The 20,825-nt window shown below is 46.9% G+C and carries 17 protein-coding genes; all 17 read left to right on the top strand.

All coding sequences use genetic code 11. The features are described 5' to 3' along the window. Positions 1 to 17 precede the first annotated feature (17 nt). The 17 genes from EIZ58_RS16850 to EIZ58_RS16770 all read left to right on the top strand — a co-directional run bounded on the left by EIZ58_RS16850 (position 18) and on the right by EIZ58_RS16770 (position 20,781). The gene (locus EIZ58_RS16850; protein WP_134702065.1) at positions 18 to 1,334 is read left to right on the top strand and encodes an acetyl-CoA hydrolase/transferase family protein; all 1,317 of its coding nucleotides are present in this window, start codon (positions 18 to 20) and stop codon (positions 1,332 to 1,334) included. A gap of 1 nt (position 1,335) precedes the next feature. After that, entirely contained in the window at positions 1,336 to 2,127 is a 792-nt protein-coding gene (locus tag EIZ58_RS16845) for an enoyl-CoA hydratase/isomerase family protein (protein WP_134702064.1), read from the top strand. Further along, on the top strand, positions 2,124 to 3,062 hold the full coding sequence (locus tag EIZ58_RS16840; RefSeq protein WP_134702063.1) for an NAD(P)H-dependent flavin oxidoreductase: 939 nt from the start codon (positions 2,124 to 2,126) through the stop codon (positions 3,060 to 3,062). The genes EIZ58_RS16845 and EIZ58_RS16840 overlap by 4 nt, the downstream gene beginning before the upstream one ends. 29 nt (positions 3,063 to 3,091) lie before the next feature. Beyond that, the gene (locus EIZ58_RS16835) at positions 3,092 to 4,234 is read left to right on the top strand and encodes an acyl-CoA dehydrogenase (protein WP_134702062.1); all 1,143 of its coding nucleotides are present in this window, start codon (positions 3,092 to 3,094) and stop codon (positions 4,232 to 4,234) included. 1,327 nt (positions 4,235 to 5,561) lie between these two features. Further along, entirely contained in the window at positions 5,562 to 5,780 is a 219-nt protein-coding gene (locus EIZ58_RS16830; RefSeq protein ID WP_134702061.1) for a hypothetical protein, read from the top strand. Between the two features lie 216 nt (positions 5,781 to 5,996). Further along, on the top strand, positions 5,997 to 6,506 hold the full coding sequence (locus EIZ58_RS16825) for a DoxX family protein (RefSeq protein WP_240689146.1): 510 nt from the start codon (positions 5,997 to 5,999) through the stop codon (positions 6,504 to 6,506). A gap of 190 nt (positions 6,507 to 6,696) precedes the next feature. Next, a complete protein-coding gene (locus EIZ58_RS16820; RefSeq protein WP_134702060.1) occupies positions 6,697 to 8,310 on the top strand; it encodes a sigma 54-interacting transcriptional regulator in 1,614 nt (537 codons plus the stop codon). Between the two features lie 164 nt (positions 8,311 to 8,474). Continuing rightward, positions 8,475 to 9,623, top strand: coding sequence for an iron-containing alcohol dehydrogenase (locus EIZ58_RS16815; RefSeq protein WP_134702059.1), 1,149 nt, complete (start codon positions 8,475 to 8,477; stop codon positions 9,621 to 9,623). 24 nt (positions 9,624 to 9,647) lie between these two features. Further along, positions 9,648 to 11,039 (top strand): hypothetical protein, encoded by a 1,392-nt coding sequence (locus tag EIZ58_RS16810; protein WP_134702058.1) that lies wholly within the window; start codon positions 9,648 to 9,650, stop codon positions 11,037 to 11,039. Between the two features lie 15 nt (positions 11,040 to 11,054). Next, positions 11,055 to 12,473, top strand: a complete 1,419-nt coding sequence (locus EIZ58_RS16805) for an NAD-dependent succinate-semialdehyde dehydrogenase (RefSeq protein ID WP_134702057.1) — start codon at positions 11,055 to 11,057, stop codon at positions 12,471 to 12,473. A 129-nt stretch (positions 12,474 to 12,602) separates the two neighbouring features. Beyond that, positions 12,603 to 14,255, top strand: a complete 1,653-nt coding sequence (locus tag EIZ58_RS16800; RefSeq protein ID WP_134702056.1) for a spore germination protein — start codon at positions 12,603 to 12,605, stop codon at positions 14,253 to 14,255. Beyond that, a complete protein-coding gene (locus EIZ58_RS16795) occupies positions 14,239 to 15,360 on the top strand; it encodes a GerAB/ArcD/ProY family transporter (protein WP_134702055.1) in 1,122 nt (373 codons plus the stop codon). The genes EIZ58_RS16800 and EIZ58_RS16795 overlap by 17 nt, the downstream gene beginning before the upstream one ends. Beyond that, a complete protein-coding gene (locus EIZ58_RS16790; protein WP_134702054.1) occupies positions 15,329 to 16,558 on the top strand; it encodes a Ger(x)C family spore germination protein in 1,230 nt (409 codons plus the stop codon). Before EIZ58_RS16795 ends, EIZ58_RS16790 begins: the two co-directional genes overlap by 32 nt. A gap of 19 nt (positions 16,559 to 16,577) precedes the next feature. Further along, entirely contained in the window at positions 16,578 to 16,775 is a 198-nt protein-coding gene (locus tag EIZ58_RS16785; RefSeq protein ID WP_134702053.1) for a CLC_0170 family protein, read from the top strand. A gap of 168 nt (positions 16,776 to 16,943) precedes the next feature. Then, positions 16,944 to 18,632 carry an ATP-binding protein gene (locus tag EIZ58_RS16780; protein WP_167577762.1) on the top strand — a complete coding sequence of 563 codons (1,689 nt, stop codon included), beginning with the start codon at positions 16,944 to 16,946 and terminating at the stop codon, positions 18,630 to 18,632. Between the two features lie 98 nt (positions 18,633 to 18,730). Continuing rightward, entirely contained in the window at positions 18,731 to 19,735 is a 1,005-nt protein-coding gene (locus EIZ58_RS16775; protein WP_134702051.1) for a DUF3231 family protein, read from the top strand. A gap of 77 nt (positions 19,736 to 19,812) precedes the next feature. Beyond that, positions 19,813 to 20,781: a DUF3231 family protein gene (locus tag EIZ58_RS16770; protein WP_167577761.1), complete on the top strand. Its 969-nt coding sequence runs from the start codon at positions 19,813 to 19,815 to the stop codon at positions 20,779 to 20,781. The last annotated feature ends 44 nt before the right edge of the window (positions 20,782 to 20,825 follow it).

Raw genomic sequence — 20,825 nt, 5'->3', positions numbered from 1 at the left:
CAGAGGAGGAAAAAGCAATGAGTTATCAAGCTGAATATCAAGCGAAGCGCTTAACGGCTGAGGATGCCGTCCGTTTTATTCAACCAGGTGACGATATTATTGTACCGGTCGCACCAGGGGAGCCTCCGGCACTGCTGAATGCTCTGCCTAGTCATTCTGGCCTGTCCGGCAACCGCCTGTTTCGCATGCTGACCGCTTATCCGATTCTGGACGTGGAAACGGAGCGCGTGAAGGAAGTTTCACTTTTTTTGAGCCGCCAAGATCGTCCAGGTTTTTTTGAGGGAAGGGTGGAATTGCTTCCGAACCACTTTTCCGATATCCCATCAGTGCTGCAACAAGTTTCTCAGAAACGTGTCATTATGACCGCGGTTTCCCCAATGGATGAAAACGGCTATTTTTCCTTAGGAACCAGCCTGTCCTATATTGGTCCTCTTTTGGAGGGGGCAAAAACGATTATTCTGGAAGTGAACGAAAACATGCCGCGCACGTTTGGCGAGCAGAACCGGATTCATATCAGCCAAGTGTCTGTCCTCATTGAAAATCATTTTCCGATTCCCACGGTGGCCAATCCTACGCTAGGCGAAAAAGATTACCAAATCGGACGGACGATTGCCGATCTGATCCGAAACGGGGATAATCTGCAAATCGGCATTGGGGCGATGCCGAACGCGGTCATGGAATTTTTGGCTGATCATCGCGATCTCGGCGTCTATACGGAAATGCTCCCGGATAAGATTGTAGACTTGTATGAATCCGGTGCCATTACCAATTCGAACAAGTCGATGTATAAAGGAAAAACCACGGCCACCTTCGCTTTCGGTACTAAGCGACTGTATGATTTCATGCATGAAAATAAAGATATCTACATGCTGCCGTGCAGTGTATCCAATCACATCTGCAATATCGCCCAAATCGATCACCTGGTATCCGTGAATGCAACCGTAGAGGTCGATTTCCTGGGTCAGTGCAATTCGGAAACGATCAATGGAAAATATTATTCTTCCTCCGGAGGCCAAGCGGATTTTGCCAAGGGTGTGAGACTCTCGAAGCATGGCCGCGGCATCATCTGCCTATACTCTACAGCGAAGGATGACACGATTTCCAAAATCGTTCCGACCCTGCCGAAAGGGGCCGTGGTCACGACCTCCAAGAACGATGTGGATACGATTGTGACGGAGTATGGAAAAGCCGAGCTGAAAGGCAAAACGATCAAAGAGCGGACCGAAGCGCTGATCCGCATCGCGCACCCGAAGTTTAGGGACGAATTGACCTTTGAAGCCATTCAGATGGGATTACTGCAGCAAAAAAACTTTTTCACGGTAGGAGGCAGGTAAAATGGAATATCGAACACTTCATTTTGAGGTTGCCGAAAATGTGGCCACGATTAGGCTCTGCCGCCCAGAGGCAGCCAATGCGATGAATCTGGAGCTGGCCAAAGAACTGATGCATGCTTCCTTGCAATGTGATGAATCCCCTGACATTCGGGTCGTAATCATTACCGGAGTAGACCGCGCGTTTAGCGTGGGAGGGGATTTGCGCAGCTTCGCAGAGCAAGGAGCCCAGCTGCCCATTCACCTTAAGGAAGTCACCACCTATCTGCATGCGGCGATTTCGCGTTTGACGCGGATGGATGCTCCCGTGATCGCAGCGGTAAACGGGGTGGCGGCCGGAGCGGGAATGAGCCTGGCGATCGCCTCAGATCTGGTGATAGCCAGCCAATCCGCTCGCTTCACGATGGCCTATACGAAGGTAGGGCTGACCCCGGATATGTCGTCCAGTTACTTTTTGCCGCGCATTGTCGGGCTCAAGCGTGCGCTAGAACTGACGCTGACGAACAGGGTGCTCTCCGCGCAGGAAGCCTATGAACTTGGATTGGTGACCCAGGTCGTGGCCGACGAAGAGGTGCTTGCACAAGCCCAGACCTTGGCTGCTCAACTGGCTGCAGGCTCGAAGGCGGCATCGGGGGCCGCGAAGCGCTTGCTGCATAGCGGATGGAGTGAAACGTTGGAAACCCAATTGGAAAATGAAACGCAATCGCTGGCCAAAATGGCGCAATCCGCAGAGGGAGTCGAGGGAATCGCAGCTTTTTTAGAGAAAAGAACTCCTGACTTTAAGGCAAAAGCATGACAAAGCTGCCATTCCGTGTTGCAGAGCACCTGTCGCTGCCCGTCATTGCGGCTCCGATGTTTCTCGTTTCAAGTCCGGAATTAGTCATCGAGACTTGCAAAGCGGGGATTGTCGGCTCGTTTCCGTTGCTCAATGCCCGCACAACGGAAATCCTGGAGGATTGGATGAAACAAATTGCCGAGGCGTTAGCCGAGGTAGAGGCTGCACCGTGGGCCGTAAATATCATCGTACATCGCTCCAATCAGCGGTATGAGGAGGATTTGGAGCTGATAGACAAGTATCAGCCTCCGATCGTCATAACCTCGCTGGGCGATCCAAGCCCAGTGGTTCGTTTGGTCCATCAATATGGGGGCCTTGTCTTTTCGGATGTGAGCCAGCTGGCCCATGCCCGAAAAGCGGCAGAGAAAGGGGTGGATGGGCTCATCCTGGTTTGCAATGGAGCGGGCGGCCATGCTGGAACCCTCCATCCTATGGCTTTTATAGGAGCAGTTAAGGAGTTTTGGGAAGGGATTACGATTCTTGCCGGTTCCATCTCAAAGGGGCAGGACATCCTCGCAGCAAAATCGCTGGGAGCAGACTTGGCTTATATGGGCACCCGCTTCATTGCCACGGATGAAAGCCTGGCCAGTCGAGAATATCAGCAGATGATCACAGAGTCCACGCTGGAAGACCTGATTTATACGGATGCCTTTAGCGGCATTCCTGCCAACTATCTGGTGCCCAGTATCCGCAAAGAGGGTCTGGATCCCAACAAGCTCGAGAAAAAAGCTTCCCTCGATTTCTCCCAGGTAGGCAACCCTTCAGCCAAGGCCTGGAAAGATATTTGGTCCGCTGGCCAGGGCGTGGGGGCAATCAAGAGGGTTCAGCCGGTGTCCGAGGTGGTGGAGGAATTAAAGAGGGAATATGATCTAGCCTTGGCATCCCTATTAAAATAGAAAAAGACAGAAAAAAGGAGTGGGGAACATTGAATTTTCTCTTATCGGAAGAGCATGACATGATGCGCAGAATGGTCCGGGAGTTTGCTTTGAATGAAGTCGCACCAACTGCAGCGGAGCGGGATGAGGAAGAAAAGTGGGATATGGGGATATGGAGAAAAATGGCCGATCTCGGGCTAACCGGTATTCCTTGGCCTGAAGAATATGGCGGAGCTGGAGCGGATTACCTCAGCTATGTATTGGCCTTAGAAGAATTATCCCGCGTGGATGCGTCCGTAGGAGTCACGCTGTCGGCGCACTGCTCGCTGGCAGGATGGCCGGTTTATAAATTCGGCACCGAAGAACAGAAACAAAAGTATTTGCGGGGGATGGCAGAAGGAAAATGGATGGGCGCTTACTGCCTGACCGAACCAGGCTCCGGTTCGGATGCGGCGGGGATGAAAACAACCGCCGTCTTGCAAGGGGATGAATGGATCCTTAACGGATCCAAAATCTTCATTACGAATGGCGGGTATGCCAATATCTATATCGTATTTGCCCAGACCAATCCGGAACTCAAGCATAAAGGCATCGCGGCTTTTATCGTGGAAAAGAGCTTCCCAGGATTTTCGGTAGGCAAAAAGGAGAAAAAGCTGGGAATCCGCTCTTCTGCCACAACCGAAGTGATCTTTGAAGATTGCCGCGTGCCAAAAGAGAATCTGCTTGGCGAAGTGGGAGAAGGCTTTAAAATCGCCATGATGACGCTTGATGGCGGAAGAAATGGTATAGCGGCCCAAGCCGTGGGCATTGCACAAGGAGCCCTGGATCATGCGGTAGCCTATGCCAAGGAACGCGTGCAATTCGGCAAGCCGATCGCCAAGCAACAAGCGATCCAATTCAAGCTGGCGGATATGGCAACCCAGATTGAAGCGGCGAGACTGCTTACTTACCAAGCAGCTTGGCGCGAAGATCAAGGAATCCCTTATGGACTACAGTCGGCTATGTCCAAATTGTTTGCCGGCGATATCGCCATGGACGTCACAGTCGAAGCTGTGCAAGTCTATGGAGGATATGGTTACACGAGGGAGTACCCGGTCGAGCGTTTCATGCGCGATGCGAAAATTACCCAAATTTATGAAGGGACGAATGAGATCCAGCGTCTTGTTATTAGTGGGTATCTAATGAAGGATTAGGGTTGTAAGATTTCCTATAAGAAAAGCCATATTTTGTGCTAAGCGCACATGAACGTGGCTTTTTTGCAATAGTTCAAATGGAAAAAATGTCTAATGGGATTAAACTGTAGAAACTGAAGCACTGGCGTTCAGTTTTTGTATCTAAGTCGTAATCAAGTCGTTTTAACTTTGTGGAATTAATTAATAAGAAACCAGCAGCTTTTGCTTTTTATGTTTTAGAGAGACTAGGGATGCTTAATGTATGGGAAAGCTTCACCTTCGACTACGTGTTCAGTTTATTCCGAGGGGAGGGCAGGTTAGCGCAACGGTTCCGATGAGTGTATCAAGTTGGGTTGTAAAATATAGTGGTAAAAAGTCCATTTATCTGAAAAAGTTATAGAAAAAAAAGCAAAATAAGTGGACAATTGGCAACTAGAGCTTCAATTTAGCTTGTAAATTTGGATTTCAGAGCTAATAGTTGGATTTTTTCCACTTACAAAATGAAATCCTACTCTATTTTAATTAATAGGTGGAGAATTTCCATCTATGCCTTCTTGCTTCCATTTTAGATGTTTACGTTCAGTGGACTTTTGGTGATTTTGTCTTTAAAAATACCCTGTAGGGGGGTATTTTTAGCTTAGTCATTATTCTAACGGAGATCGAAAGCAGGGGAAGGGATCAGCATCCATCCACTGCTTTTTTATGTACGATTGGGCAGTTAAGTTAAACTAGAGAATTGATCGATTAAATGGTGTTACAAAATGGAATGATATTCATTTAGTTAATAAAGAAATTGTATTTTTACTAATAATCTAATAATATTACTTTTTGGACACGTGGTCTTCGGTGCTTCACTTGGTGGATTGTATAAGCATGAAAACATGCATTCACAAAAAAATACGCTCTTTAGATAAAAAAAGATTACTATAAAAATATTAATCATATTTCGTATTCGAAGAGAACATTTGTAAAGCTTCTATTAGATAGCAGCTGAGTGGCTGAAGATAGTTTTGTTCAATGATCATATGTCGATTGTTGAGGAGTAGTGTTGCCATCGCTGCTTCTTTTTGGTGTACTATTGAAGAATAGTTAATAGTCGGCCCAGAAGCGATTAAGGCATTGTTTGCCCTCCAGATCCTCGTGTTTGCAATAGGGATTACCAAGTTGGGAGGGGCTCAGGGAAACTTTATGCAAGGCCACTGGGGACTGCCCCCTTTTCGCTACTTTACCGTTGGAAAACATATCCGGGTCCACGGCTATTTTCTCCGTTGAAAATACATCTGTCTAAAATCTTGCGTTCTCGATGTGATAGAATAGTAACACTTAGACCAATAAGGGTGGTGATCGAATGGGGTTTTTAATTGGAGCGATTGCGTTAATTGGTTTTATTGCTGTATTATCGAAAATTAAGTTCCAAAGCAATCGAGTTTGTCCCCGGTGTTCAGAGAAGACTGCGGTAGCAGAAAGTAGTTGTACGAGTTGTGGCTATATGTTTCCTGTTGCTGATCCAGATGATAATGTGGATTCAGGTGGCGGTGATGATGGCGGGGGAGATGGTGGAAATTAAGGTCCCAAGTGGTGGCGGTCTTTATCTTAGCTATGAAGAAACTGTGAAGTATTTGTAGCTAAGTCATGACCAATTGGTTTCAACTTTGTGAAAGGTATCACATTATTAAGTAGAATCAAGTATACTAAAAGTGTAAACAAGGAGGTGAGTCAATGGTTCAGAAAAGCATCAAACGCTTAATGAGATACTTAATCTATCAATGAGAGAAAGGATAGGATGAAGATGTTAGACAAAATGAGAAGCACTTATATGGTTCCTTTATGGACAATCGTTCGGATCTGGTTAGGGGTACAATGGCTGACGGCAGGATGGGGAAAGGCGTTTGGAAACTTTGATGCGACAGGGTATTTAAAAGGGGCTATTGGCAAAGCCAGTGGCGAGAATCCTATAGTAAAAGGCTGGTATGCTGCATTCCTTGAAGGATTCGCACTTCCAAATGTAGAGCTGTTCAATTTTTTGGTAGCTTGGGGAGAAGTGGCCGTCGGCTTGGGACTGATTCTCGGTGCATTTACGACAGTTGCGCTCTACGCCGGTGCGTTCATGAATTTGAACTTCCTGCTTGCAGGAACAATAAGCACCAACCCGATTTTGCTCACGGTAGCCTTTATCTTATTGGGCATGGGAACAGCCGCCTATGCTTGGGGTGTTGACCGTTATATGATGCCTTGGCTCAAAGGTTTGGTCGTGAACTTTAACCGTAATGACCGTAAAGCAAAGGCGAATTAATAAGAAATGAGAGAAATGAATATGTGTTGGATGGAATGAAAGGACCTTGTTGCATGGAGCGATGGGGTCTTTTTCATGTTTGGAAAGACCGTCTCCACATGAGCATGGCTTTTTTTCCATAATGAGATGAAAGCAATTATGGTAACCTAATTGTGGGATAGAAATGAACGGGGGGTAAGTAAAAAAGAACATGACAATCAAGACAACCGATACCGTGCAGGATGCTATTCGAATCTTTGCGGCCAGTGGGAATGACGTTCTGGAAGTGCAAACGGAAGAGGGGGAAGTAGTCGGATTTTTTGCAGCAAGTGATTTGCAGGCGGCCATCGAGAACGGAAAAATAAATGAGAGGATCGGCAACCTCCTCCACCATCCTCTTACACCCACCTATCAATCCCCTTTGCCAAAGCTAAGTGATGAGGAATATTCCCAGCTGATTCAAAGCCAAGTGTTCTCTGATATTCTGGATTCCTTATATGATGGGGTCTATATTACGGATGCCAAGGGCATCACCATCAAGATCAATCAGGCGTATGAAAGGATTACCGACATCAAGGCGGAAGAGGTTCTGGGCTTTCATATGGAGGATCTGGTTAGAGAGGGTTATATTTCAAAATCGGTGTCTATCGAAGTGCTGAAGCAAAAACGGCCCATTACCATGATGCAAACGGCAAAAAATAAAAGAAAGGTGATTGTATCGGGTAAGCCCATTTATGGGAGGCAGGGATCCATCTTATATGTCATCAATAGTGTGCGAGATATTACGGAGCTTTTAAGATTGAAGCATGAGATTGAGGAGCTTCAGGACCTGAAGAAGCTTCGCCAAACGGCAGGAAATATGCACAGGGCCACTTATGACGAAATCCTCCGTTCCATTATTATGAGTGAGGAAACGTTGGAGGTTTATCAGCTTGCGGAGCGGGTGGCTTCAACGGACATTAAGGTATTGCTCCAGGGTGAAACGGGAGTAGGAAAGACGCTGGTAGCAAAATACCTTCATGAGAAAAGCCCTCGATCCAAGCAAGCCTTTGTCGAGTTGAACTGCGGCGCCCTGCCCGCCAATTTAATTGAAGCAGAGCTATTCGGGTATGAACCGGGAGCGTTTACGGGGGCCTCGCCCAAGGGGAAAAAGGGGCTGCTGGAATTGGCGGACCAAGGCACGCTGTTTCTGGATGAAATCGGGGATTTGCCTTTGGAGCTGCAGGTGAAGCTGTTGAAGGTGATTGAGGAAAACAAATTTATGCCGGTCGGGTCCGTTGATGTCAAAACCGTAGATGTGCGCATTATATCGGCATCCCACAAGGATCTAAAGCGCTTAGTGGAGGAAGGGAGATTTCGGGAGGATCTCTATTACCGCTTAAGTGTCGTGCCAATTATGATTCCTCCCTTGCGGAGAAGAACCAAAGAGCTGTTTCCGCTGATTGATTATTACTTGGACAAGTTTAATGCCAAGTATGGTTTCCGTAAAGAAATCACGATTGAAGCCCTGGATGCGATGACGGAGTATCATTGGCCGGGCAACATCCGTGAACTGATCAATATGATTGAGAGACTCGTTGTCGTGGTCAAGGGCAAGCAAATTCGCCTTTCGGATTTGCCGGATGAAATTCTGCAGCGCTCGGGAATAGGGGAAGTTGGAGAAGGGGGAATCATTCCCCTCAAGCAGGCCACGGAAAAGCTGGAACGGCAATTAATCACTCAAGCCATGAAACAATATAAAACGACGAGAAGGGCTGCAGAAGCCCTGCAAGTTAGTCAAGCCACGATCGTACAGAAAATGAAAAAATGGGAAACCTTCGATTGAAAAAATAATCAAGACGTGCGTTTTGATTATTTTTTTGTTCGAATTTGTCGTATTTGTGTCTGAAAGAATATCCGTCTTTGCTTGGCTAGCATGAGACCATACCCAAAACAAAAAAGTTGGCATGAATCTTGCTTATAAAAAGGACAAAGGAGGAGGATGACAGCATGAATATTTCAACTTTTAAAATGGCAAACAAATTAATTACTGGCGAAGGAGCAACTCAACAGCTGCTTGTGGAAGCCAGACGGCTAAATATGAATAACCCTTTGATTGTTACCGATGAAATCCTTCAAAAGGTAGGAGTAGTGGATCAAGTTCAATCGATTTTGAAAGGGATTGCAAATGGGGTTTACACCGGAGTCAAGCCAGAGCCCGAAATCGCTCTGGTGGAGGAGTGTGCCGAGGCTTTTCGTAAAGGGCAGCATGACGGTCTCATTGCCGTTGGCGGTGGAAGCGCGATTGATATTGCGAAGAGCGTGTCAGCCTTTGCTCGATTTGCAGGAAGGATTGACGAGTTATTCGGAACGGACTTGGTTCCGGAAAAAGGGGTTCCGATTATTGCCATCCCGACGACAGCAGGAACGGGTTCGGAAGTTACGAATATCGCCATTCTTTCGGATACGAAGGCCCAATTGAAAAAGGGAATAGTAAGTGATTATATTCTCCCCGATGTAGCCATTGTCTCTCCGGAAATGACCTTGACGATGCCGAAGTCGGTGACGGCGGCAAGTGGAATCGACGCTTTAGTGCATGCCATTGAGGCCTATATTTCCTTACATGCATCCCCGATTACGGATGCTCTTGCGCTGGGTGCCATGAAGCTGATTGCGCAAAACCTGCCTAAAGCCTATGCGAACCCCAATCATATGAAGGCTCGCGAAAACATGGCTACAGCCAGTCTCATGGCAGGTATGGCCTTCGGAAATGCAGGCGTGGGGGCGGTTCATGCGCTGGCCTATCCGCTTGGTGGCAGATTCCACATTCCCCATGGCGTGAGCAATGCGCTGTTATTGCCTTACGTGATGGAGTGGAACAAGATCAGCTGTGTGGAGCGTTTCCGTGACATCGCCGAGGCGCTAGGGGAAAAGGTGAGCGGACTCACGGACTTCGAAGCTGCGGATCGCGCGGTAGAAGCCATGCGCCGCCTATGTGACGCTGTGAATATTCCGAGAGGGATGCGCGCCTTCCAGGTGCCGGAAGAGGCCATTGGGGCCATGGCGGAAGATGCCAGCAAAATTGAAAGGCTGCTTAAAAACAATCCTCGTTGGCTATCCCAGGAGGACATTGAGAAGATTTATAGATCAGCGTATTAAAGCAACGAAAGGGGGAAAAAAGAAATGTGGAAAAATCGCAGGCATGGCCAGGAATCACCTTATATTCCATTAGGGCCTTTTAAGCTGAGATTGCCTTTTATCCATTATAAATTTGAATGGCCGGACTATGTGCAAGGGTTATTGATGTGTGCCGTAGACTTGGCGGCCATTCCATTAATGATTGAGCTTCTCGGGATGCCTTTTGAAGTCGCCTTAGCTGTGGTGATGCTAAATGGAGTCCTCTATCTATTGCATCACTTGCTGGGAGATCCCGTAGTGCCGGGGTGGATTACCCCCGCAATCCCATTGATCATGGCCTATTGCTCGGCTTTTCCGGAAGGTCCCGAGCGCGTTCACGCGCTGTTTTCCTTCCAGCTCACGTTAGGAATTCTCGCCTTATTGCTGGGGATGACCGGCATGGCGAGTAGGGTAGTTACCCTTGTTCCACCCGCGATCAAATCAGGCGTCATTCTTGGGGCAGGGTTTGCCGCTGTCATTTCGGTATTTCAAGTGGGCGGACGCTTTGAAACGTTTCCTTGGACGATTTCGATCGCGATCGGCATTGCATTTTATCTGATTTTCTCAAAGCATTTCAGTACGTTAAAGGCAAAAAATAGAGCATGGATGTTTATTTCTAACCTCGGCATTTTTCCTATTATTTTACTCGCTGTCATCCTTGCGCCCATATTTGGGGAAGCGACGTGGCCTCAAATCGAGTGGGGCTTCAGCAAGCCGGACTTTGTCACCCTATGGAATGAATATACGGTCTTTGGTCTTGGATTGCCTCCTTTCATGATGTTTATCTCGGCGATCCCCACGGTTCTGGCGACGTATATCGTGTTGTTTGGGGATGTGCTGCAAAGCCGGGCCCTAGTTCAAGAAGGGGAAAGATCCAGGCCAGACGAGAAAATCGATTATAACCCGAATCGCGCCCATCTGATCTTCGGTAGCCGGAATACAGTCATGAGTATTCTAGGTCCCGATGTGACTATGGCAGGTCCGCTATGGGCAGCGATGCAGGTCGTGGTGGTGCAGCGCTATAAAGAAGGCAAGAAGGCCATGAATTCCATTTTTGGCGGCTCCGGATCCTTCCGCTGGGGAACGAATACCGGTCTGCTTTTACTTCCGATTGTCAGTTTGGTGAAACCGATCTTGGGGATCGCTCTAGCCCTTACGTTATTGATTCAAGGGTATGTAAGTGTGAAAATTGGAATCTTGGAGTCCCGCAGTCAACGCGATCTGGGTATTGCCGGCATCATTGGTGCCGTATTGGCAACTAAAGGGGCAACCTGGGCGTTCGCCGTAGGAATTCTATTATGTCTTTTGATATATGGAAAGGATTTCTTCAAAGGAGAAAACGATCAAACTTTCACCAAGGATATAGAGCTTGAGCATAAAATCGAGAAAATTTCGTAAGGAGGATTATATCCGATGCAGCATTATTCCATGTATATCAATGGCCAATGGGTGGGAGAAGAGCTTTCTCGCATCGAGGTTTCCAATCCAGCTACACATGAAGTCGTGGCTACCGTACCGCTAGGCGGGGCCAAAGAAGCCAAGGAGGCGGTTGATGCGGCGTATGAAGCTTTTCAAACTTGGTCTCAATTTTCCGCCTATGAGCGCGCGGAATTGATTCGAAAGTGGCATGATTTAATCGATCAAAATAAGGAAGAGCTGGCGAAAATCATGACCACTGAGCAAGGCAAGCCGCTAAAAGAAGCGCTCGGGGAAATGAATTACGCCAATGGATTTTTTGCTTGGTATGCAGAAGAAGCGAAGCGGATATACGGAGAGATCATCCCGGCTACCCAACGGAATAAGCGCCTCTTTGTTCACAGGCAGCCTGTGGGCGTGGTCGCTGCTATTACACCATGGAATTTCCCAGCCGCTATGATTACACGTAAAGTAGCGCCAGCCTTAGCGGCGGGGTGTACCGTGGTGATTAAGCCGGCCGAACAAACACCCATCACCGCCATTAAGTTGGCGGAACTGGCAGAGCAGGCGGGCATTCCGAAAGGCGTTGTCAACGTGGTTACCGGCGATCCAAAAGCGATCGGCCAGGTATGGCTGGAAGACGATCGCGTCCGTAAGCTGACTTTTACGGGATCCACTGAAGTAGGCAAGCTCTTGATGCGGGGAGCGGCGGACACCGTCAAAAAGGTCTCGCTTGAGTTAGGAGGTCATGCTCCTGTGATCGTCATGGACGATGCGGACATCGATAAGGCCGTAAAAGGTGTCATGGAAGCCAAGTTCCGCAACGCGGGGCAAACCTGTGTCTGTTCCAATCGGATTTTCGTGCACGAATCGATCTACAGCCAATTTGTCGAACGGTTCGTTTCTAAAGTCCAGGAATTGAAGGTAGGCCACGGATTGGAAGAAGGCGTTGAAATTGGGCCGCTTATCGAGCAAGCTGCTGTAGATAAAGTCCTTCATCATATTGAAGATGCCGTCAAGCGGGGAGCCAAGGTAGAAACCGGCGGGCGAGTAAAGGAAGGATTATTCGTTGAACCTACGGTGCTCTCTGATGTGAATGATGAGATGCTCTGCATGTTTGAAGAAACCTTTGGCCCGGTAGCTCCGATTACCCCTTTCCAATCGGAAGAGGAAGTGATCAAGCGAGCGAATGATTCGGTATTCGGATTGGCGGCTTACGTGTTCACAGAAAACATTACACGCGGTATACGCATCTGTGAAGCCTTGGAATATGGAATTGTTGGGCTTAATGATGGTTTGCCGTCTACGCCTCAAGCGCCATTCGGAGGATTCAAGCAAAGCGGTTTAGGCCGTGAAGGCGGGCATTATGGAATCGAGGAATTTTTGGAAGTCAAGTATATCTCATTAGGCTTATAATAGGGAAGGCGAACTCCAACTGGATTTCGCCTTTTTTTGTATTTAATCCTATAAAAACAGCATTTCATTAAATTAGCAGAAATGGGGAAAATAATTAAATGATGGAATACCCATTAAGGAGATGGCGGGATGTTTATCTCGAGATGGTTCAAAAACAAGAAACAGAAAAATCAGGCACAGGCTGTAGCACCACATCAAGTGGTGGAAAAACATAAAGATCAGAAAGTCAAGGGGAATATCGCTGACACCCTTCAATTCATTCAGGAGATTCTTGGTGAGAATGATGATCTAATCATCCGCCGGTTTCATGTATTTGGTTTATATGATGCGGTTATGATTTATTTTTCCAATTTCGTAGACATCCAACAAGTAAATGAAGACATCCTGAAGCCTTTGATGCAAGTCCCTCGGCATCTCGAGGGGAAGAAGTTCAATTCCTCCCAATTAAAAGAAGTTTTAATAGAAGATATCCTTTACCATAGCGCGATTCAATCGGAAAGCCAAATAGAAAAGATCATTCACGCAATCGTGCGCGGTGAAACAATTATTCTGGCTGAAGGTCTTGATGATGCTCTTGTCATTCCGACTCGAAAAGTAGACAAGCGAGCGATTGACCAACCAGGTACGGAACAGACGATTCGTGGACCGCGTGAAGGATTCATCGAGCAAATCGGAACCAACATCGCGCTTCTTCGCTATCGGCTGCAGACCCCGGATTTTCGGGTGAAAACCATGGAGATAGGAAGAATCTCTAAATCCAAGGTGGTTATTTGCTATCTAGAGGGAATTGCTAATCCTGATTTAATCGAGGAGGTGAAAGACCGGTTATCGGCAATTGATATCGATGCCGTGTTAGATGCAGGCTATCTGGAACAATATATCGAGGATCATCACTTCTCCCCTTTTCCGCAGATTCAGAATACGGAACGTCCGGATAAGGCCGTCGCACAGATTTTGGAGGGGAGAGTGGTTATTCTGGTGGACGGGTCGCCGTTTGGCCTAATTGTTCCCACCGTGTTCCATCAGTTTTACCAGACGAGTGAGGACTATGTGGAGCGGTTTATCATGTCGAGTGCGATTCGGCTAGTCCGGTTAGTCTCCTTGTTTTTTTCACTGATTACTTCCTCTCTTTATGTGGCGATCATCTCCTATAATCCGGAATTGATTCCTACCCAATTTGCCGTCGCGGTAGCCGGGGGGAGGGCGGGAGTCCCATTCCCGGCTGTTGTTGAAGTTTTTTTAATGGAAGTCATTATGGAAATCCTGCGGGAAGCGACCGTTCGATTGCCTCAGCAGGTGGGGGGAGCCTTGTCGATTGTCGGGGTACTTGTCATTGGACAAGCGGCAGTGTCTGCCGGATTTGTCAGCCCGATCACGGTGGTCGTAATCGCCCTCACCACGATTGGATCCTTTGCTACACCGGCCTATAATGCGGCTATGGCCTTGCGCCTCTTGCGCTTTCCCATTATCTTCATGGCTGGTACGTTCGGGTTATACGGCTTAATGGTTGGGGTCATTTTGATTATTAATCACATGCTTTCTTTAAGGTCGTTCGGCGTGCCCTATATGAGCCCGATTGTTCCCGGGAATTTTCAGGGAATGAAGGATATTATCATCCGCGGTCCTCACTGGTGGATGCCGAAGAGGCCGGCATCCTTACATACGAGAAATCGGAATCGCTTGGGAGATCGTATTCAGGAGTTCAAAGAGGCGCCAAGCAACACGCTTGATCCCGTTAATGTCGGAAATGAAAGGGGGAATGTGGATGGAGACACCACGTGAAATAACGGTCCTGCAAGCCGCTATCATTGTGGTTAGTTCGATTATTGGGGTAGGAATTCTGGCTCTCCCGCGTCTTGCGGTTCTTTCAGCGGATACGGTGGCACCGCTTGTTACGCTGTTAGGGACGGTCATTGCCCTAATGGGACTGATCATGGTCACGCTCTTAGGCATGCGCTTTCCGAAGCACAGCATCATTCGTTATAGTGAATTCATCATTGGAGCCTGGTTAGGGCGAATCGGGAGTGCTTCCATTATTTGCTTTTTTGCGGTATTAACAGCTCTTACGGCTAGGGAATTCGGCGAGGTGGTGGTCACCGCGGTTCTGCAGAGAACGCCATTAGAGGTAACGGTTATTGTCATGCTGCTTCTCGCTGCGTTCACGACTCGCAATGACATCACCACCTTTGCCTATATCCATCATTTTTACTCCCCTATTATCTTGGGACCAGCCATTTTGATCGTTGTCCTTTCCTTGAAGAATGCCGAAGTGGTCCGACTGCTTCCTGTATGGGGGACTGAACCCGCCCGGATGCTGATGGGGATGTTAACGGTGGCGGCCCTTTTTCAAGGCTTCTTTATAATCACCATGGTCATTCCTGCCATGCGCCGCCCACAGAAGGCGATGCTCGCGAGCTTATGGGGTATATCCATTTCGGGCGTGCTTTATTTAATGATCGTCGTTGCAACCCTCGCCGTCTTTGGAGCGGAGGAGCTGAAATTGCTTCTGTGGCCGACACTGGAATTGGCTAAGACGACATCCTTGCCTGCGGCTATTCTGGAAAGGCTGGATGCAGCGTTTTTAGCGGTATGGGTAACCGCCGTGTTTACGACCCTCTTGTCCAGCTATTTTTTAACGATCCAGGCTACGAGTGAGCTTTTTCGGTTACGAAACCATCGAATGTTCTCTTTCTTTGCCTTACCCTTCATTTTTGTGATTGCCATGGTACCCAGCAATGATCTGCAAATGTATCAATGGATTGAAACCGTCGGTCGGATTGGCCTCTTTATCACCATTGGATATCCTTCGGTGTTGTGGGCGATCGCATGGATTCGAAACAAAAGGGGGGATCAGCTTGCATCCCAATCGATGGGTCAGAAGCGTTAAGTGCGTAGGAATCCTGCTATGCTTTGTCCCTTTATTATCTGGCTGCTGGGATCGTCTCGAAATTGAAGAAAGGGCCGTTGTACTAGCTATCGCTGTCGATGAGGAAGATCCGGAGGAGGTAAGCGAAGAGAGTGCTGTCGCCCATTTAGGGGGGAAGGTTCCAGAAGAACAAAAAAGGCTTATTCGCTTGACCGTTCAGATTGCCGTGCCCGGGCGCATCCCCTTAGGTCCAGGAGAAGGCGGCGGCGGAGGCACAGAGAAGCCGGTTTGGGTAATCGACGTTGTCGGGCACACGGTAGAGGATGCGTTTTCCAATCTTCAGCAGCTAGTTTCGGATCGCTTGTTTTTCGGGCATTTACGCATCATTGTCGTCAATGAAAAGGTCGCCAGAAAAGGACTTCAAAATCTAAACGATGCGTTAAGGCGCAATGCGGAGGTTAGAAGGGCCGCCTGGATGATTGTCTCTAAAGGCAAAGCTGCCGAGCTCGTCAGCCTAGAACCTGAATTGGAGCGCGTCCCCGCTCTCTACTTATTGGCCACCATGGATGGCTCGGTAGAGCTGGGTAAGCTGCCTAATTCTTTTTTGGGGGTATTCTGGAGCGCCATGACTAGCAAGGGGCAGGAAGGTTACCTCCCATATGTGGAGCTTCAAAAGAATCAATCGGTCCTGATATCGGGTTTAGCTTATTTCAAGGGAAGCAAAATGGCAGGGATCACCCTGCCGATTGAAATTGGGAATTACATGGCGATCAAGGGGATAAACCCTGGCGGATATACTGTTTTGGTCGAAGTTCCGGGAGAGGCGGGAGCTGTGATGTTCGAATCCACGGAGCGCAAATCCAAGATCGAAGTGAAGATGAAAGACGGGAAACCGCATGTAAAGGTCAAGGTTCATATTGAAGGAAACCTTATCGAAAAAAGTAATGCCCAGTTTAAGGTAGGTAGCTCCGCAAGTCTTCACAAAATTGAAAGTCAGATAGGGAAAAATGCGGAAGAGGCTTTCATGAAACTCATCAAGAAAACGCAAAAGCAAGGGTCAGACATTTTCGGCTTTGGTGAACATGTCCGGGGGAAACATCCGACCTACTGGAGTCAGCACATTAAGGAGAAGGAGAAGTGGCAGGCCATGTACAAGGAGATTCCGGTTCATGTGCAAGTAGATATTAGCATTCGGCGCATAGGCATGAAAGCAAGCTAGCGGCAACTGGAGGTCCGAAATGATTGGCTATATCAATTATATGGTGATGTTATTAGGGGCGACGGGAATCCTGATCCTCATTTTTGATGTGAAGGCGTACAGCCTATCGAAATTGAAGAAGGAGGAAAAGGCTGCCCGCTATATCGGGTGGTTCAATGTTTCTCTTGCCATTCTGGCTTTTGTAGGTAACTGGGCCTATCAACAGTGGCTCTGGTAGGGAATAGGGAATTAAAAAGGTGTCCCGACAGTAAGGGACACTTTTTTTTATGCCTAGGAAGTGTATTACTAGTTAGGTTTTAATATGCTATATTTATAGAGTTAATAGATGGAAAACTTATTATTGTTCAATATTTTAAGGTTTAATCCGGACCTAAGGAGCATCAGCGTGACAAGCTATTTGATTATTAATGCCGCACTTTTTTTGTCTATGGTCTTTATCATTCACTACTATATTTGCAAGGAGCCGGTTTTCAGAGATTCCCCGCTGCGATCACGGCTTATTCTAGGCATTAGCTTTGGTTGTGTCAGTTCGGTTCTTATGTTCTTTCGTTATGAACTGGAAAGTGGGTTCGTGGACCTTAGACACCTTCCTATTTTATTAGCTGCTTTCTATGGAGGATGGGCTTCCGCTCTCCCGGCATGGATCGTGGCCTCTATCGGACGAATCTTTCTATCTGAAACACTTGGCGGTGATTATTCTATTCCCATCCTAATTCTCGGACTGGATGCTATCATTGGGGTAATCCTTCCTCCTCTGATTCGGTCTCATCGCTTTAGCTGGTATTTTACGCTTGGTTTCAATGTGTTGCTGTTGCTGTTGATTCTACCTGGCGTTTTACATATCCGAGGTTTTTATTTTTGGTCCTTTTATTCTAGTGTGATCATTCTAGGTGGAGCCGTTGCTTTTCATCTCATTGAATCCTTGCGAAATTCTCAGCAGACTCTGTTGAAGCTCAAAGAGTCCCAAGAGGATATGGAAAGGACGGCTTACCGATTGCATGAAGCCAAAGAACAGCTTGAGTCCTATATTGCCCATAATGCCGATGGCATTGTTATCCTAGACCGTGAAGAACGCATCATTAAAATCAACCCTGCATTTGAAAAGATGTCCGGATGGACTGCCAAGGAAGTATTGGGGTGGAATACCCTTCCATGGATTCCTGCTGAATTTCAAGAAGAGGCATCCCATTTCCGCAAACAAACCAAGACAAATGGGTCCATAATCGGCTATGAAGCTGTCCGATTGCGAAAAAGTGGAGAGCCTTTTCATGTGGGCATTTCTATTTCCACCATTTACGATAGGAATGGCAATGTCATTGGATACTCAGGCGTGTATCGAGATATTACAGAACAAAAGCAGACAGACGAATTTTTGCGGAATTCGGAGAAATTATCGCTTGTGGGAGAGCTGGCAGCAGGCCTCGCTCATGAAATTCGGAATCCGCTAACGACGCTAAAGGGTTTTATCCAGTTAATCCAGAAGGACCATCCTTCCTCTTACCTTGGGATCATGGGTGATGAGCTAAATCGTATCGAAGCGATTACGAATGAATTATTATACTTAGCGAAGCCGTTAGCAGCGGAAATGAAGACGGTTCCTATGAGTGAGATATTAGAACAGGTAACACTCCTGCTTACTCCTCAAGCTACACTACATAATATCCAGCTGTTGGTCGAAATCGATGAAGAACCTCCAATGGTTACTTGTAATGTCAATCAGATTAAACAGGTCTTCATCAATCTGATTAAAAATGCAATGGAAGCCATGCCTGACGGTGGAGGAGTCATTAAGGTGATCATTGGACCTGATAGGGAAGATAGTATTTTGGTATCGGTAATCGATAATGGCATGGGGATTCCTAAAGACCGGATGGGAAAATTAGGGCAGCCTTTCTATAGCTTAAAGGAGAAGGGGACAGGGTTGGGTCTTACCATTTGTAAAAAGATTATCCAGGAGCATCAGGGCAGTCTGTCGTTTGAGAGTGAGGTGGGAAAAGGAACCGCGGCACATGTAAGATTGCCTTACTGCCAGGAGGGGAGCTCCCATCGTGCAAGGCTAGTGACCCATGGTTGAGTTACAGGGAACTTCACCCCATCATGGGGTGATTTTTATTTTGGGTGTTGTGGAAATAATACTCAAAACCGACAACCATAACAGGGGGAATGGAAAAAATGGAAAGCCATCATAATATTCGTTTAACCTCAGCCGAAATAGCATCCCTATGGACGACCTATATGGGCGATACCATGTCAAGATGTGTTTTGAGTTATCTTTTAAACAAAGTAGAAGATACAGAAATAAAACCGGTCGCTGAGTATGCTCTATCTATTACGAATAAGCATATCCAAACCGTCACGGAAATCTTCAATCACGAGAATGTGCCGATTCCGATGGGTTTTACCGAAAAGGATGTTAATGTGAATGCCCCACGCCTCTTTGATGACATGTTTATCATTGCTTACCTTCGGTATATGGGGAGATTAGGTGTAGCATCGCACAGTTTTGCCTATCCACTCACGACACGTTCGGATGTGCATGATTTTTTTAAGGAGTGTATAACTTCCGCTGCAGAATTAGAAGATCAAGCGAGAAAAGTGATGCTCTCAAAAGGGCTTTACGTAAGACCACCCTATATTTCTACACCTGAAAAAGTGGATTTTATCAAGAAACAAAGCTTCTTAACAGGCTGGTTCGGGGAGCGTAGACCTCTTACAGCGATCGAAATTACACATCTCTATTCAAATTTACAAACCAATATATTAGGCAAATCCTTGATTATGGGATTTAGCCAAGTGGCGAAGGATGATGAGGTAAGGGATTATTTTCTTAGGGGCAGGGATATATCTGCAAAGCACTACGAGATATTTAGTTCAGTGTTAAGCGAGGAACATATTCCAGTACCCACAACATGGGATCACACGGTTATGGATTCAACCCAAGCCCCCTTTTCGGATAAGCTCATGATGTTCCATATTAGCGGCTTAAATGCAACGGGGATCACGAATTACGGTGCAGCTATTGCATCAAGCCCAAGGCGTGATTTAGCACCGCATTATACCCGACTTTCTACGGAGATCTTGAAGTATGCGGAAGACGGATTCAATATCATGATTGATCATGGTTGGATGGAGCAGCCTCCACAAGCTGATGACCGTGATGAGTTAGCAAGGAGATAAATACAATCCTTGTATAAAATAGCAATAGATCAAAGAGAATAAGCCATAAGTAGAATGCTATGGGCGGTGATCAGTTTATGGGTGAGAGTTTAACAGCGATGGAATTAGCGAATCTGTGGGGAGCTAATTATGTAAACAGCTTAATGACCCAACTTATTCTATACTTTCAAAACCATTCGAAAGACGAAGAGATTAGTCAAGTGTTAGGGGAAGCCCTTGGGTACTGTCAGCGTATTTTAGGCGAAACGGAAAAATTCCTTGAACAGGCTGGGCATCCTTCTCCAACAGGATTTTCAGAAGGAGACGTCGATCTTAGCGGACCGAAAATTTTCACGGATGAATACTGCTTATTGATGCTGAATACGCAAGCTCTTTATGCTCAAACGGTATATGGCTTGGGAATATCCTCTGCTTATCGGGAAGATGTCCGTAAATTCTTTAAACATTCTTTGGACATGGCTGTTGATTTATTTAATGTATCGATGAATCTTATGATGGCCAAAGGATTGCATCGCCCTGTTATTTTGTCCCCATCCCCTGAACAAGCGAGTTATATTGAAAACACGTCTTTTATGGGTAAACTTTTTGGGGAAGAACGTCCTTTATCCGTCATGGAGACATCCAACTTAGTCCTTAATCTTAGGGGGGCTGCCGTTGCTGCTGCTTTTGCAAAAGGAGTAATACCCACGGTAGACTCGCCTGACATACGTGATTACTTAGTCAGAGGAGAGAAGCTGGCTAAAGAGCATGTTCAATCCTTACAAAAGTTCTTATCTGAAGAGGGAATGGCTACTTTCCCTACTTGGGAAAGTGAAACGATAGAGGTCCAGGGATCTCCCTTTTCGGAGAAAATGATAATGGCAGTCTGGACGCAGTTTGTTCAAGCCGCTATCGGAAGGTATGGAACCTCTCTAGCTACCAGCCAACGCAGAGATTTAGGGGCTCAATATGCTAAAATCATTGGCGATACATCGTTATATGGAGCTGAAGGAGCGAAGATTGGAATCAAACATGGGATCCTGGAACAGATTCCACTCATGAAGTAAGCTTAGAAGCCATGTTTAGTGTTGAACACACTTCATCATGGCTT

It is taken from the genome of Ammoniphilus sp. YIM 78166, from assembly GCF_004522215.1.
Classification (GTDB): Bacteria; Bacillota; Bacilli; order Aneurinibacillales; family RAOX-1; genus YIM-78166.
This window is presented reverse-complemented; position numbering and strand designations above follow the sequence as displayed.